Source organism: Microbacterium canaveralium (genome assembly GCF_047238045.1).
Classification (GTDB): Bacteria; Actinomycetota; Actinomycetes; order Actinomycetales; family Microbacteriaceae; genus Microbacterium.
In genome coordinates this window covers 2,637,213-2,651,601 of record NZ_JBDFMA010000003.1, presented here as the reverse complement: position 1 = coordinate 2,651,601, position 14,389 = coordinate 2,637,213, and the positions used below count along the sequence as shown (strand labels likewise).

At 69.9% G+C, this 14,389-nt stretch carries 17 protein-coding genes and 1 tRNA gene; 12 read left to right on the top strand and 6 right to left on the bottom strand.

All coding sequences use genetic code 11. The features are described from left to right. The first annotated feature begins 19 nt into the window (after positions 1-19). Together ABC271_RS13735 and ABC271_RS13730 are read left to right on the top strand one after the other, a co-directional pair. Positions 20-994, top strand: a complete 975-nt coding sequence (locus ABC271_RS13735; RefSeq protein WP_412925396.1) for an alpha/beta hydrolase — start codon at positions 20-22, stop codon at positions 992-994. A 19-nt stretch (positions 995-1,013) separates the two neighbouring features. Beyond that, complete coding sequence (locus ABC271_RS13730) at positions 1,014-2,705, top strand: AMP-binding protein (RefSeq protein WP_412925395.1); 1,692 nt, start codon at positions 1,014-1,016, stop codon at positions 2,703-2,705. Positions 2,706-2,754: 49 nt separating this feature from the next. Here ABC271_RS13730 and ABC271_RS13725 read toward each other — a convergent pair whose 3' ends face one another. Continuing rightward, the gene (locus ABC271_RS13725; protein WP_412925394.1) at positions 2,755-4,071 is read right to left on the bottom strand and encodes an Nramp family divalent metal transporter; all 1,317 of its coding nucleotides are present in this window, start codon (positions 4,069-4,071) and stop codon (positions 2,755-2,757) included. A 73-nt stretch (positions 4,072-4,144) separates the two neighbouring features. Continuing rightward, the gene (locus ABC271_RS13720; RefSeq protein ID WP_412925393.1) at positions 4,145-5,080 is read right to left on the bottom strand and encodes a dihydrodipicolinate synthase family protein; all 936 of its coding nucleotides are present in this window, start codon (positions 5,078-5,080) and stop codon (positions 4,145-4,147) included. Positions 5,081-5,238: 158 nt separating this feature from the next. On the opposite strand from ABC271_RS13720, the gene ABC271_RS13715 reads away from it, so the two are divergent. The 4 genes from ABC271_RS13715 to arr all read left to right on the top strand — a co-directional run bounded on the left by ABC271_RS13715 (position 5,239) and on the right by arr (position 7,729). Beyond that, positions 5,239-6,258: a LacI family DNA-binding transcriptional regulator gene (locus ABC271_RS13715; RefSeq protein ID WP_412925392.1), complete on the top strand. Its 1,020-nt coding sequence runs from the start codon at positions 5,239-5,241 to the stop codon at positions 6,256-6,258. Positions 6,259-6,360: 102 nt separating this feature from the next. Beyond that, on the top strand, positions 6,361-6,501 hold the full coding sequence (locus tag ABC271_RS13710) for a hypothetical protein (protein ID WP_412925391.1): 141 nt from the start codon (positions 6,361-6,363) through the stop codon (positions 6,499-6,501). A gap of 8 nt (positions 6,502-6,509) precedes the next feature. Continuing rightward, entirely contained in the window at positions 6,510-7,286 is a 777-nt protein-coding gene (locus ABC271_RS13705; protein ID WP_412925390.1) for an SGNH/GDSL hydrolase family protein, read from the top strand. A gap of 35 nt (positions 7,287-7,321) precedes the next feature. Beyond that, positions 7,322-7,729 carry an NAD(+)--rifampin ADP-ribosyltransferase gene (gene arr / locus ABC271_RS13700; protein WP_412925389.1) on the top strand — a complete coding sequence of 136 codons (408 nt, stop codon included), beginning with the start codon at positions 7,322-7,324 and terminating at the stop codon, positions 7,727-7,729. 4 nt (positions 7,730-7,733) lie between these two features. Here the strand turns inward: arr and ABC271_RS13695 are convergent, their stop codons facing one another. The 3 genes from ABC271_RS13695 to ABC271_RS13685 are packed head-to-tail and all read right to left on the bottom strand — an operon-like array spanning position 7,734 to position 9,018. Beyond that, positions 7,734-7,871, bottom strand: coding sequence for a hypothetical protein (locus tag ABC271_RS13695; protein WP_412925388.1), 138 nt, complete (start codon positions 7,869-7,871; stop codon positions 7,734-7,736). Next, positions 7,868-8,509: a dihydrofolate reductase family protein gene (locus ABC271_RS13690; protein WP_412925387.1), complete on the bottom strand. Its 642-nt coding sequence runs from the start codon at positions 8,507-8,509 to the stop codon at positions 7,868-7,870. Before ABC271_RS13690 ends, ABC271_RS13695 begins: the two co-directional genes overlap by 4 nt. A 20-nt stretch (positions 8,510-8,529) precedes the next feature. Next, positions 8,530-9,018 carry a YajQ family cyclic di-GMP-binding protein gene (locus ABC271_RS13685; RefSeq protein WP_412925386.1) on the bottom strand — a complete coding sequence of 163 codons (489 nt, stop codon included), beginning with the start codon at positions 9,016-9,018 and terminating at the stop codon, positions 8,530-8,532. A 67-nt stretch (positions 9,019-9,085) separates the two neighbouring features. On the opposite strand from ABC271_RS13685, the gene ABC271_RS13680 reads away from it, so the two are divergent. The 3 genes from ABC271_RS13680 (at position 9,086) to ABC271_RS13670 (ending at position 10,631) form a co-directional block, all read left to right on the top strand. Beyond that, positions 9,086-9,586, top strand: coding sequence for an FBP domain-containing protein (locus ABC271_RS13680; protein ID WP_412925385.1), 501 nt, complete (start codon positions 9,086-9,088; stop codon positions 9,584-9,586). Next, a complete protein-coding gene (locus ABC271_RS13675; protein WP_412925384.1) occupies positions 9,583-10,458 on the top strand; it encodes a PfkB family carbohydrate kinase in 876 nt (291 codons plus the stop codon). The genes ABC271_RS13680 and ABC271_RS13675 overlap by 4 nt, the downstream gene beginning before the upstream one ends. 91 nt (positions 10,459-10,549) lie before the next feature. Continuing rightward, a tRNA-Tyr gene (locus ABC271_RS13670) sits at positions 10,550-10,631 on the top strand. On the opposite strand, the gene aztA is transcribed toward ABC271_RS13670, so the two are convergent. Beyond that, positions 10,622-11,338 carry a zinc ABC transporter ATP-binding protein AztA gene (gene aztA, locus ABC271_RS13665; RefSeq protein WP_412925383.1) on the bottom strand — a complete coding sequence of 239 codons (717 nt, stop codon included), beginning with the start codon at positions 11,336-11,338 and terminating at the stop codon, positions 10,622-10,624. The two genes, ABC271_RS13670 and aztA, sit on opposite strands and share 10 nt — an antisense overlap. A gap of 55 nt (positions 11,339-11,393) precedes the next feature. Between aztA and aztB the strand changes: the two genes are divergently transcribed. Genes aztB through aztC form a run of 3 tightly spaced genes read left to right on the top strand, consistent with a single transcriptional unit; the run spans position 11,394 to position 14,387 of the window. After that, the gene (gene aztB, locus ABC271_RS13660; protein WP_412925382.1) at positions 11,394-12,245 is read left to right on the top strand and encodes a zinc ABC transporter permease AztB; all 852 of its coding nucleotides are present in this window, start codon (positions 11,394-11,396) and stop codon (positions 12,243-12,245) included. A gap of 14 nt (positions 12,246-12,259) precedes the next feature. Further along, positions 12,260-13,477 carry an ABC transporter gene (locus ABC271_RS13655; protein WP_412925381.1) on the top strand — a complete coding sequence of 406 codons (1,218 nt, stop codon included), beginning with the start codon at positions 12,260-12,262 and terminating at the stop codon, positions 13,475-13,477. 1 nt (position 13,478) lies between these two features. After that, positions 13,479-14,387, top strand: coding sequence for a zinc ABC transporter substrate-binding protein AztC (gene aztC / locus ABC271_RS13650; RefSeq protein ID WP_412925380.1), 909 nt, complete (start codon positions 13,479-13,481; stop codon positions 14,385-14,387). Positions 14,388-14,389 lie beyond the last annotated feature (2 nt).

Sequence of the window (14,389 nt, the reverse complement as noted above, 5' to 3'; positions counted from 1 at the left end):
CCGCCCTTAGGCTGAGGCCATGGCGGAGGCGAACGGGGAGTGGCATCCGGACCTCCTCGGCCCGGGGTTCGAGCAGCGGACTCTGCCGCTCGGAGCGGACGACGAAGGCGAGGTCGTCGCGACACTCGTGCGGGCGATGCCGCACCCCGGCGCGAGACTGTTCGGGGCGTGGCGCGAGATCGACGTGCTGTACGTGCACGGGTGGTCGGACTACTTCTTCCAGACCGACCTCGCGCGTTTCTTCACCGATCGCGGCGCGCGGTTCCACGCGCTCGACCTGCGCAAGTACGGGCGGAGCATCCGGCCGGGGCAGACGCGCGGGTACGTCGCCGCTCTCGACGTGTACGACGCCGACATCGAGGCGGCCCTGGCTGTCATGGGCACCGAGGCGCACGGGCGGCGCCTCGTGCTCCTCGGGCACAGCACGGGCGGCCTGACGCTGACCCTGTGGGCCTCGCGGCATCCCGGACGGGCCCACGCCCTCGTGCTCAACAGTCCGTGGTTGGAGCTGCAGCTCGGTCCGCTGGGGCGCCAGGCGCTCGCGCCGATCCTCAACGCCCGCGCCCGCATCGATCCGCTCGGCATGCACCCGGTCGTCGACCTCGGGTTCTACACCCGTGCGCAGCGCGAGGTCGGAACACTTCCCGACAGCCCCGACGGCTGGCGGCCCGAGCGGGGCTTCCCGACGCATCCGGGGTGGCTCGCCGCCGTGGTCTCGGGCCATGCGCGGGTGGCATCCGGGGTCGAGGTGGGCTGCCCGGCGCTCGTGCTGCTGTCGGCCCGATCCACGTCGGCGCTCTCGTGGAGCCAGGCGATGCGCGAGTCGGACTCGGTACTCGTCGTCGACGACATCGCGCGCGCGGCGACGCGCATCGCCCGCGAGGTGACGATCGTCCGCCTCGACGGCGCCCTGCACGACGTCTTCCTGTCGCAGTCGAGCCCGCGGGATGCCGCGTACGACGCGCTCGAGCGGTGGCTGGGGTGGTTAGCGTAGAGGGTGAACAAGGAGCCCCATGCCCTCGACCACACCGACGGAGCAGTATCGCGCTGCCCGCGATCTTCTCCTCGCCGCCCGCACCGACCCCGACCGCGCTGCGGCGTTCGCCTGGCCGCGCATCGAGGGGCCCTTCAACTGGGCGATCGACTGGTTCGATCCGATGGCGCGGGGGAACGACCGACCGGCTCTGATCGTCGTGGACGACGACGGGACGCATCATGAGCGCACGTTCGACGAGCTGGCTCGGCGGTCCGACCAGGTCGCCGCGTGGCTGGCATCCCGGGGTGTCCGCAAGGGTCACGCGGTGCTGCTCATGCTCGGGAACCAGGTCGAGCTGTGGGAGGCGATGCTCGCGATCATGAAGCTCGGTGGTGTGATCGCGCCCACGACGACCGCACTCGGTCCCGGCGATCTGGCCGACCGCATTGAGCGCGCCGAGATCCGCCACGTGATCGTCGGCTCGGCGGATGCCGACAAGTTCGACGATGCGCCCGAGGGTCTCGGCCGGATCGTCCTGGGCGAGGCGCGGCCGAGGTGGGCACGATACGACGACGCGTTCCTGGTGGATGCCGAGCCCGCCCGGCATCCGGGAACCACCGCCGATGACCGGTTGCTCCTCTACTTCACCTCGGGCACGACGTCGAAACCGAAGCTCGTGGAGCACACCCACGCGTCGTACCCCGTCGGGCACCTGTCGACCATGTACTGGCTGGGACTCCAACCGGGCGACGTGCACCTCGCCATCAGCTCGCCCGGATGGGCCAAGCACGCGTGGAGCTGCTTCTTCGCGCCGTGGATCGCCGAGGCCACCGTGCTCGCGCTGAACTACTCGCGGTTCTCAGCCGATCGGCTGCTGAACGAACTCGAGCGCGATCGCGTGACGACGTTCTGCGCACCGCCGACCGTGTGGCGCATGCTCATCCAGGCCGACCTGACGGGCCGTCGCGGAGCGCTGCGCGAGGTCGTGTCGGCCGGTGAGCCGCTCAACCCCGAGGTCATCGCCCACGTGCAGCGCGCGTGGGGGCTCGACATCCGAGACGGGTACGGGCAGACCGAGATGACCGCGATCGTCGCGAACACGCCGGGTGCGGCCCTCGTACCCGGGTCGATGGGACGCCCGCTCCCCGGTTGCCCGGTCGTGATCGTCGACCCCCTGACGGGCGAACGCGCCGCCGAAGGGGAGATCTGCCTCGACCTCACCGAGCACCCCCTCAACCTCATGACCGGCTACGTCGGAGACCCCGAGCGCAACGCGGATGCCTTCGCGGGCGGCCTCTTCCACACGGGCGATGTCGCGCGACGCGATGAGACCGGCAGCATCACCTACATCGGCCGCACCGATGACGTGTTCAAGTCGTCGGACTACAAGATCAGCCCGTTCGAGCTGGAGAGCGTGCTCATCGAGCACCCCGCGGTCGTCGAGGCAGCGGTCGTCCCAGCGCCCGACGCGTTGCGGTTGTCGGTGCCGAAGGCCTATGTCGTCCTGGCGTCCGGTCACGAGCCGGGGGAGGAGGTCGCGCTGGAGATCCTGCGCTTCGCCCGGGAGAATCTCGCGCCGTTCCAGCGCCTGCGGCGGATCGAGTTCGCCGAGCTGCCGAAAACCATCTCGGGCAAGATCCGGCGCGTCGAACTACGGGACCGCGAGGAGCGCGCGGCCCGCGGCGAGGTCGTCGTCGTGGAGTGGCGCGACGACAGCCTCCGGGGCTGACGCGGCGAAGGGCCCGCCCCTTACGGGACGGGCCGTTCGATGGCGGACCTCACCCCGCGACCAGACTCACCAGGAGGCGGATCGACAGGGCCAGGACCGCGACGAGGCCGACGAGACCGAGCACGTTCTGCCACCAGCGGTTGCGGAGCGGTCCCATGAGCTTCCGGTTGTTCGCCATGAGGATGATCACCGTCGCGAGGATCGGGGCGAACAGCACCGTGAGCGCCTGAGCGAGGACGATGAGCTGCACCGGCGAGCTACCGGAGAAGGCGATCGTCACCGCGATGCCGAACGCCAGGATGAAAGCGCTTCCGAGGCGGGCGGTGAGCGTCTCGGCGGAGGCGCCGCGCCCGATGGCATCCGACAGCAGCGTTCCGCCGGCGATGCAGTTCGGGATCATCGATGAGAATGCCGCGCCGAAGAAGCCGAGCGCGAAGATCCACGCTCCGACGGGACCGGCCACGGGTTCGAAGATGCGCGCGAGACCCGTGAAAGCGCCGGGCGTGTCGGCACCGGTCTGACCGAGGACCGAGGCCGACACCACGATCACGAGAGCGGTCATGATGCCAGGAGCGACGATGCCGGGGATCGTATCGACGATGGTGATGTCTCGGTACTCGCTCTCCTCGCGGTTGCGTGCCTTCGTGCCGTAGGAGGCGAAGAACGCCGCGTTGATCGAGAAGTTCGTGCCGACGAGGCCGATGATCAGCAGCCACGCGCCGCCCGGGACGACGGGGACGAGTCCGGCTCCGGCTGCCGCCCAGTCCGGGTTCGAGGCGAAGGCCGAGGCGATGAAGCAGAACGCCATCAGGGCGACGATGGCGATGAGGATCTTCTCCACGACGCCGTAGATCTTCTTCAGCAGCAGGATCGCGCCGACCAGCGCCGTGCAGATGACCGTCCACATCACCGGTGATGTGCCCGGCAGCAGCATTGCGAGGCCGACGCCGGAGCCGACGGCGTTGCCGACCGAAAAGCACAGAGTGATGAGGAAGACGCCGATGCCGGCGACAACGCCTGCCCACGTGCCGTACGCCTCTTTGATGGACGAGATGAGCGACACAGGGGTGCGGATGCCGAGCCGCACGCTCATGTCGGTGAGGAAGATCATCAGGACGGTAGAGACGATGATGACCCAGATGAGGGTGTAGCCGTACAGGGCACCGGCGTTCATCGCGGTGGTCAGGTTGCCGGGGCCGAACTGCCAGGCTCCGGCGACGAACGCCGGGCCGATGAGCGTGAGGCGTCGCCAGAACGTCCGTCGCGTGCTCTGCGCGCCGACGAGGTTGCGGATCGTTTCGGTCGAGATGCGGCCGTGACCGGTGCCGGGGGTCGCGGGGGGACGTGAAGTGGTGCGATCGCTCATGGGTGTGTCCTTCCGTCGTCGTTGACGTGATGGGTCATGAGGGGGCGGCCGTCCGGGGCCGCCCCCGAGGGGATCAGGCCTGAACGACCACGCTGCCGAGGTCGGCGGAGGCGAATGCTGCGGCGATCTCCGCGTCGGCACCCGCCGGCAGCGGCAGGAGAGGCTCGCGCACGGTGGCGTGATCCAGGATGCCACGGTTGACCAGGCCCCACTTCAGAGCGACGGTGCCCTCCATGTGCGAGCCGCGGTGGTAGACCGCCTTCGTCACGGGGAGGAGGCGTTCGTGGATCGCGTGCGCTGCGGCATAGTCGCGCGCCTTGCCCGCGGCGATCAGGTCGACGAGCAGCTCGGGGGCGATGTTGCCGTAGCCCACGAGCAGCCCGTCGACGTCGAACATCGTGGGGAGCAGGTACTCGTCGTGGCAGGACAGTACCTGCAGCTCGGGGTACGCGGCGCGGAGGGCCGGGATCTCGGTGTACCAGCGGCGCATGTTGCGGACGCCGTTCTTGGTGTGGTTGACGCCTTCTTGGCCGGCGATCTCGAGCTGCGTGTCGAGGTCGTACGAGGCCTTGGTGTTGTCGGGGTATTGGAACAGGATCTCCTCCAGCCCCGACTCCTCCCAGATCGCGCGGTAGCGCGTCTGCGGAGCGCCCGGCTGGAATCCGAAACGCAGCCAGCCGTGGGACGGGTAGACCAGGGCGCCCTTCGCGCCCGCGGCAGCGGCATCCTTGGCCTCGAGTGCGGCGGTGAGGTTGCCCTCCTTGGTGATGCCGGCGATGATCGGCAGCCGGTCGTCGACGGAGTCGCGGAAGGCGCGAATGACGTCGAGCTGTTCCTTCTCGGTGAGGAAGGTGCCTTCGCCGGCGTGGCCGAGGACGACGAGGCTCTTGACGCCTTCGATCGAGCCGAGCCACGAGCCCAAGCGCTGAATCGCGTCGTAGTCGACGTCGCCGTCAGGGGTGAACGGGGTAACGGGGGCGGGGTTCAGGCCGCGGAGGTCGAGGACCATCGTTGTCTCCTTCGTCTCTTCGTCGAGCGTTCTTTGGATAAGAACGTTTGCGGGAACGTTTGCAGTTTGCCCTCGCAACTTTCGTCTGTCAAGGATTTCGTCGAATCGTTCCCGGGAAGGTTTTCATCGAACGGGTATCGTGACGGGAAGGAGGGCGCATGGTCGACACCGAAGCCGCGGAGAGGCACGTGGTCACGCTGAAAGACGTGGCCGTGGCATCCGGCGTCAGCATCTCGACGGTGAGTCGGGTGCTCGACGACCGAACGCCGCGCTCACGGTCGGCGACCGCTGACCGTGTCCGCGCCGTCGCCGACGAGCTCGGGTACCGACGCAATGTCTCGGCGTCGAGCCTGCGGCGGGGGATCACGGCGACGATCGGCGTCCTCGTCCCCCGGCTCACGGATGCCGTGATGGCGATGATGTTCGAGGCGGTCGAACGAGCCGCACACCGTCGCGGCTACTTCGCCGTGGTGGCCACCTGCGGCGACGACGCGGACGAGGAACGGCGCGCGACGGAGACGCTCCTCGGCCGCGGTGTCGACGGGGTGGTGCTCGCCACCGCCCGCCTCGACGACGCCCTGCCGGCATCCCTGCGCGAGAGGGGCATTCCGCATGTGCTGGCACTGCGGACCGACGACGTGAGCCCGTCCTCGCTCGGCGACGACGAGACCGGCGGATACCTGGCCGTTCGGCACCTGCTCGATCTCGGTCACCGCGACATCGGTGTGATCACGGGTCCGTGGTTCACCTCGAGCGGGCGGGACCGGCGGGCAGGTGCGGAACGCGCCCTGCGCGAGGCGGGCGTCGATCTGCCGGACGAGCGCGTGCTCGCCGCCGGTTATGGTCTCGATCACGGCATCGAGGCCGCGCGGAGACTGCTCGGCCGACCCGATCGCCCTACCGCGGTCTTCGCGGCGAACGACAACCTCGCGGTCGGGGTGTCCGCGGTCGCTCAGGCTCTCGGGATGGATGCCGGCACCGACCTGTCCATCGTCGGCTACAACGACATCCCGCTCGTCTCTCGCCTCCCGGTTCCGCTGACCTCCGTGCACACGCACTTCGACCGCATCGCGGAGATCGCGCTGGAGCTGTTGTTGGATTCCGACGGGGTGGCGCGCATCGAGCGAACCATGCCGACGCTGATCCCGCGTGCATCGACCGCTCCGCCGCGGAGCTGACGGACATCCCCCCGGGCGGCCGACGTTCTGGAGTCGGGCGCCACTTCCAGGGCGCGCGGCAACCCCCTCGCCGCTCGCCGGTTCTCGTGTGAGCATCGGTTCATGGACAACGACAAGAAGCAGCCGTTCGAGAACCCGTCGGTCGACGACGAGAGCGACCTGCCCTCGGTGGAGGAGGACCGCGCCATCGGACGCGAGACCGAGCGCGAGATCGACCAGATGATCAACGGCATCGAGGGCTGACCCCCTCGGTGCGTCGCCAAACGGCCTGGACGGTGGCGATCATCGCGGTCGCGGTCGCGGGCGCCATCGGTGTCGCGGCGGTCATGACGGACGGCGCGCGCGATGCGCGGCCCACGGCGTCTCCGGCATTCGCCTCGCCCGGGCCGAGTGAGACGGCGACCCCCGCCCCCCGGCCGACGCCGACACCGACCTCGACGCCCACTCCGACCGCGCGGCCCGGGACAGCGCTCATCGAGCGGGCGGGCGATGGCCGCGTCCGGATGCTGGTGGCCGGAGACTCCCTCACCGCCGGCTTCTTCGCCACCACGAAGGACCGGGGGTTCATCCAGCTCGTCGCCGACGGGATCGGATCCGTCGACGTCACGGGAGCAGCGCAGGCGCAGCAGACGCTGTCGACCGTCGCGGCCGTGACCGACGTTCCCGCGGACGTGGGCGTGGCCGTCATCGAGCTCGGCACGAACGACGTCGGTGTGCCGACGCCACTCGCCGACTTCGAGCAGCAGTACGCGAGTCTCCTCGATCGCATCCGCTCGACCTCGCCCCGGGCTGGGCTGCTCTGTCTCGGCACCTGGACCGCCGACGGCGCGGCCTACGACGAGGTCATCTCCCGCACCTGTGTGGCGCACGCCGGGGTCTATGTCTCCCTCGCCGACGCCTTCGCGAACGCGGAGTTCCATGGCCCGGCCGGACGTGACACGTTCGCCGGCGCTGGCGACGAGTTCCACCCGAACGATGCCGGGCACCGGGCGATCGCGGATGCCGTCCTCTCGGCGCTGACGTACTGACGCCACTCAGGGCGTCGGCGTGGGAAACTGCGGGCATGGACGACCCGCTCGACCCCGGTCCGTTTTTTCACGGGACGAAGGCCGCGCTCGGCGTGGGAGATCTCCTCACCCCCGGATTCCGGTCGAATTATCGGCCCGAGATCGTGATGAACCATGTGTACTTCACGGCCCTGCTCGACGGGGCCGGGCTGGCGGCGGAGATCATCCCGGGCGATGGGCCGCCTCGGGTCTACGAGGTCGAGCCGACGGGCGAGTTCGAGAACGACCCGAACGTCACGGACAAGAAGTTCCCGGGCAATCCCACGCGGTCGTTTCGCAGCGCGGCACCGCTGCGGATCGTGGCGCAGCGCGACGACTGGACACGCCTCACCCCGGAAGCGCTCGCATCGTGGCGTACACGGTTGTCGCAGATGCGCGACGGGAACGCCGAGATCATCAACTGAGCCGCTAGCTCGGCTCGGTCGTGCGGATCAGCCCGCAGTTCACGCACGACCAGGCCACGAGGAAGCGTTCGTCGTCGAGCACCTCGAACCGGAGCGGGTCGCCGCACGTGGGGCACAGCGGGCGACCCTCGGGGGTTCTCACCGTTCGAACGTCACGTGCACGACGCCGCTCTCGGCGACCTCGGACGTGACGCGGTACTCGGTGTGCAGGTGGGCGAGATCGTCCCAGAGCCGGGTGCCGCGACCCAGGATCACGGGGCGGACGGCGACGTGCAGGCGATCCACGAGCCCGGCGGCCAAGGCCGAGCGCACCGTCGACACCCCGCCGCCGACGCGCACATCCGCGCCCGCCGCCAGCTCGTTCGCCTGATGCACGGCATCCTCGATGCTCGTCTGCGCGAACTCGAACCGCGTGCCGTTGTCGAACTCGATCGGCGGGCGTTCGCGGTGGGTCAGAACCAGGACGGGCACGCGGAACGGAGGCTCGTCTCCCCACCATCCGCGCCAGTCCGGGTCGTCGGGGAAGGAATGGATGCCGAACATCCCCGCCCCCATCACCTCGGCGCCGATGCCCTCGAAGTAGCCCGCGGCGTAACGGTCTTCGACCCCGGTCGTGCCCGCGCCGGACGTGTCGCCGAACACGCGCTCGCGGAACGTGCGGGTCGCCATGTAGTCCTCGACGAGGAGTCCCCAGTCGGCCCCCATGGGGTTCTCGGGCGACACATCCGCAGGGGCGGCGACTCCGTCGAGTGAGATGTTGAGGTCGACGCGGACAGCCATGGCCTTCGCCTCCGGGGTTCTTACCGGTAGTTCGTGAACTGCAGGTCGACGTCGAGGTCGGCGGCCTTCAACAGGCGCTGCACTTCCTGGAGGTCGTCGCGCGACTTCGACTGCACGCGCAGCTCGTCGCCCTGGATCTGCGACTTGACGCCCTTGGGTCCCTCGTCGCGGATGATCTTGCCGATCTTCTTGGCATCCTCTTGAGAGATGCCTTCCTTCAGCGTGGAGGTGATGCGGTACTCCTTGCCGCTGGCGACGGGCTCGCCCGAATCCAGGCTCTTGAGGGAGATGCCGCGCTTGATGAGCTTGGTCTGGAAGACGTCGAGAACGGCGTTGGCGCGCTCCTCGGAGTTCGCCTTGATCAGGATCGCCTCGCCACTCCACTCGATCGAGGCGTCGGTGCCCTTGAAGTCGTAACGCTGCTCGACTTCTTTGCGCGCCTGGTTGAGGGCGTTGTCGGCCTCCTGGCGGTCGATCTTGGAGACGATGTCGAATGAGCTGTCGGCCATTGCTCGATTCTACCGAGCGTCGGTGCTGCGGCCCGGTCGGTCTCGTGCACTTCTAGACTCGGATGCCATGCGAGCACTCACCGAGAACGAGGTGCGCGACGCGTTCGTCAACGCGACGCCGGACGAGATGCGGGTGCTGTCCCTACCGCACGACTTCCTGCTGACCGACTGGGACCATCTCGACTTCTTGGCCTGGCGCGACCCCCGCACCCGGGGGCGCGGCTACGTCGTGACCGAACGGGACGGGGAGCCCACCGGTGTGGTCCTGCGCGTCGCCGACGGACAGTCGCGGGCGCGGTCGGCGATGTGCAACCTGTGCCACACCATGCAGCCGGGCGATCAGGTGGCTCTGTTCACCGCCCGCAAGGCCGGCGAGGCCGGAGAGCACGGCGACACGGTCGGAACCTACATCTGCGCCGATCTGTCGTGCCACGAGAACGTGCGTCTGGCGATGCCGCTCGCGCCGAGCGAGATCCGTGCCAGCGTGGATCTGAAGATCGACGGCACCACGCGCCGCACCGAGGCGTTCGTCGACCGCATCCTCGAGACGGCCGGAGTCCAGCGGTGACCGGCCGTGTGGTCGTGATCGGCGACGCCCTGATCGACGAGCTGCGCGACGACGCCGGTGTGCGGGAGTTCGTCGGCGGCGCGGGACTCAACGTCGCCGTGGGTCTCGCTCGCCTGGGCATCCCGACGTCGCTCATCGCGATGGTCGGCGACGACGCGGCGGGTGAGCAGATCCGTGCGTACCTCGCGGAGCACGACGTGGTCCTGCTCCCCAGTCCCTCGGAGCACGGATCCTCGCGTGCGGTGAGCACGCGCTCGGCCGGCGGTGAGCCCCAGTACGTCTTCAACGAGGCCGCCCAGAACCGACGCGTGCGGTACGGAGACGCCGAGCGGGCCGCCCTCGCCGACGCGCCGATGGTCGTGGTGAGCTGCTTCCCCTTCGACGACGCCGAGCAGACGGACGCGCTGTTGGATGCCGCGGCGTCCGTGCCGCTCGCCATCGACCCCAACCCTCGCGCGGGGATGCTCCGCGACCGCGCCGCGTTCGTGCGCGGCTTCGAGAAGGCCGCCGCCCGCGCGCAGCTGGTGAAGGTGGGCGAGGATGACGCGCAGCTGCTGTACGGGACTCCATTGGAGGAGTTGCGGGAGAAGCTCTCGAGCCTCGGGGTGGAGGCCGTTCTCGCCACGTACGGCGCCGGGGGAGCGGCCATCGACGTCGGCGAGCTGACCGTCTCGCGGGGGATCGCCGATCTGCCCGGTCGCATCATCGACACGATGGGCGGCGGCGACGCGGTGCTCTCGACGACCGTGGCGCTGGTGCGGGACGGCCTGCCCGGGGACGAGGCATCCTGGGGCTACGTCTTGGACCGCGCGATGGAGGTGGCGGCCGCGACCTGCCGCAGCGAGGGTGCGCTCCTGCGCATCCCGGAGTGATCCCCACCCGTGTTGGAAGCACCCCCTCGGGGAGGGTAAGGTAGGTGATCGCGCCTCTGGTCGACTGCGAAAGCCGGGCGGGTGCGCACCTGGCGAGTTACCCAAGCGGCCAAAGGGATCTGACTGTAAATCAGACTGCATTGCATTCGGGGGTTCGAATCCCTCACTCGCCACCGCGAAGAAGAGCGGCAGCCTCGGGAGACCGGGGCTTTTCGCTTTTCTGCTCTGATTTCTGATCCACGATCCGCCCCGCGTCCATCCGCACGACGACGTCGGCCTCGGCGATGAGCCGATCGTCGTGGCTCACGCACACCACGCCCGTCCCCCGGGCGGTCTCCTCACCGATGGCGCGTCGGATGAGTGCCGCGCTCGCGGCATCCAGGGCCGTCGTCGGCTCGTCGAGAAGCAGGAGGTCGGCGCCGCGCGCCAAGCCCTGAGCCAGGAGCGCGCGCTGCCTCTGACCCCCCGAGAGCGCCGAGAACGGTCGGCGGTCCAGAGTCGCGATGTCGAGACGGCGCAGGGCGTCGTCGACGGCCATCCGCGCGGGTGGGTCGAGGCGACGGAACGGACCGACGCGTCCCCACGCGCCCACGACGACGACGTCGCGCACCGTCAGCGGGAGACGTTCGGCGACGGCGGTGCGTTGCGGCACGAAGGCGCGTGCCCGCGCGTCGACGCGCACCGAGCCGGCCGTCACAGTCCGCACGCCGGCGAGCACCTCGATCAAGGTGGATTTTCCCGACCCGTTCGCGCCGACGATCACGGTCAGGGCGCCCGCCGCGATGTCGAGATCGATGTCGGTGACGGCGCGCGTGTCGCCGTAGTCCACCCGGACGTCGCGGATCTCGGCGAGGGGCGGGGGCGCGGATCGGGGGTGCATGGCATCCATTCTATGAGTTTGAGAATCGTTCTCATTACAGATACGGTCGTGCCTCGTGTCCTGGCTCACCGATCCGTTCTCGCTCGAGTTCGTCCAGCGCGCCCTTCTCGGGGGCGTGCTGGTGGCCGTCCTGTGCGGGATCGCCGGCACGTGGGTCATCGTGCGGGGGATGGCCTTCCTCGGTGAGGCCCTCGCTCACGGGATGCTGCCCGGCGTGGCGCTGGCCACCGTTCTCGGGTTGCCCGTGCTGCTGGGGGCGGCGGCGAGCGCCGTGGTGATGAGCGTGGGCATCAGCGTGCTGCAGCGGCGGGCGCGGCTCTCGTACGACACGAGTATCGGTCTGCTGTTCGTCAGCATGCTGGCACTCGGGGTCATCGTGATCTCCCACGCGGGCAGCTTCGCGACGGATGCCACGGCGATCCTGTTCGGCGACATCCTCGCGATCGGCGGTGGCGACATCGTCGTCCTCGTCATCGCCGTGGCGGCCGGGATCGCCGCGGCCACCGCGGCGCACCGACCGCTCGTGGCCCTCGCCATCGACGAACGCGTCGCGCACGTGATGCGCCTGGGGCCCCGTGTCGCGCAGACGGTCCTCGTGGGCCTCGTGACCCTCGCGGTCGTGGCCTCCTACCAGGCGGTGGGGTCGCTCCTGGTCGTCGGCCTGCTGGTCGCCCCCGCCGTGGCTGCACGCCAGTGGACCGAGCGCATCCCCACGACCATGGCGCTCGCGGCCGTCTTCGGCGCGGCCGCCGTGGGCGTCGGGCTGCTGGTGTCGTGGCACGCCGCGACGGCGGCGGGCGCCACGATCGCCGCCGTCGCGATCGCCGCCGCCGGACTGTCCTTCGCCCTCCGTCGGTCCGTCGAGGTCGTCCGCCGCTTCGTCGCTCCCGATCCCGTTCCGGCCTGACTCAGAAAGACCGCATGCTCCACCCCCTGTTGCCCCGCCTGTTCCCCCGCCTGTTCCCCCTCCCGTTCGTCGCGGTCCTCGCGCTCACCGGCTGTGCGGCGACCGGTTCGGCGCCCCCGCCCACGGCCGACACCCACGGCGCGATCGAGGGGGCGGTCGAACTCGCCGAACCGGCGCTCGGCCTCACCTCGATCGACGGGGAGGGGCGGGTGTCGCACCTCGACCTCCTCGACGAGACGACGGTCGAGATCGGACAGGTCCGCGCCCCGCTCGCGGTCCACACCGACGGTCGGTACCTCTTCGCGATCGACGAGACGGGTGTCGCAGTCGTCGACAGCGGGGTGTGGACGTGGGATCACGTCGACCACTTCCACTACTACCGCGCCGATCCTCAGCACCTGGGAGACGTCGAGGGCGGAGGGGCGGCAACCGTCGCGACGTCGAACTCCTCGACGACCGGGGGAACGGGGCTGTTCTTCCCCGAGACGGGAGACGCCGTCCTGCTCGACACCGAGGCGCTCTCCAAGGGACGCGTCGAGGAGTCCTTCCGTCTGGCGCGTCAGCCCGGCCCCGGGATGGTCGTCCCCGTCGGGTCGTTCGCCGCGGTGGCGTCCGCCGACGAGGTGACGCTGCATAGGTCCGACGGCGCGACGATCGGCGACTCGGCCGTGTGTCTCGATGCCGCCGGCACCATCACCACCCGAGTCGGGGCGGTCATCGGATGCCGGGATGGCGCGCTCCTGGTCCACGTCGAGGACGAGCGACCCGTCGTGGAGCGCATCCCCTATCCGGAGGGCGTGCCGGCGGCACGGGCCACGGCGTTCGCGAATCGCGAGGGGCGTCCTCGCGTGGCGGCGCTCGCCGGTGATCTCGGCGTCTGGATGCTCGATACCCGTGCTCGGTCGTGGACGCTGCTCCCCGCGCCCGAGCCGATCGTCCAGGTGACGGCGGTCGACGACGCCGATGCGAACGTCCTCGCCCTGACCCCGGACGGGCGTGTGCTCGTCCTCGACGGTGAGACCGGCGCGGCGCGCGCGGCATCCGTTCCCCTGGTGGGGCAGAGTCTCGCCGCCGGCGCCCCCGTGACCCTGGTGGCGGATCAGCAGCGCGCCTACCTGAACGGCCCGGTCGAAGGGCGGCTGTGGGAGATCGACTTCGCAGACGACGCGCGCATCGCTCGGGAATTCGCGACCGAGCGCACGCCCGTGTTCTTCGCCGAGACGGGGCGCTGAGATGAGACTGCTCCGCATCGCCGCCGCCCTGCTGCTCGCGGGGGGTGCGCTGACCGGCTGCGCGACCGCCGAGGGCGACCGTCCGCTCGTGGTGGTGTCGACGAACATCCTGGGCGACGTCGTGTCGAACCTGGTGGGCGAGGACGTCGAAGTCGTGACCCTCATGCGGCCCGGCGCGGATCCACACTCCTTCGAGATCTCGGCATCCGAGGCTGCGCGCCTACGATCGGCCGATCTCGTCGTCTCGAACGGCCTCGGACTCGAGGAGGGGCTGCAGCAGCACCTCGATGCCGCCACCGACGCGGGCGTCGTCACCTTCGTCGCGGGCGACGCGGTCGACGTTCTGCCCTACACCTCGACCGACGCCGACGGCGCCGACGATCCGCACTTCTGGACCGACCCCGCGCAGACGATCGCTGTCGTGGAGGCGCTCACGCCCGTCCTCGAACGGATGGACGGTGTGGATGCCGAGGCCGTCGCCGCCCGGTCCTCGGTGTACCGCGGGCAGCTCCAGATGCTGGATGCCGACATGACCACCGCCTTCGCGGCCATCCCGCCGGTGCAGCGCGCCCTCGTGACCAACCATCACGTGTTCGGCTATCTCGCCGCGCGGTTCGACTTCCGCGTCGTCGGAGCCGTCATCCCCGGCGGAACCACGTTGGCCGCGCCCAGCGCGAGCGACCTCGCCGACCTGGTCGCCGCGATCGACGACGCCGGGGTGCGCACGATCTTCGCCGAATCCTCGCAGCCCGATCGACTCGTCCGCGCCCTCGCCGAGGAGGCCGACATCGAGGTCACCGTGACCGAGCTGTACACCGAGTCCCTCACCGAGCCGAGCGGGGGCGCCCCCGACTACATGACCATGATGCGCGTCAACACGGAGCGCATCGCCGCCGGCCTGTCGCCCTAGCG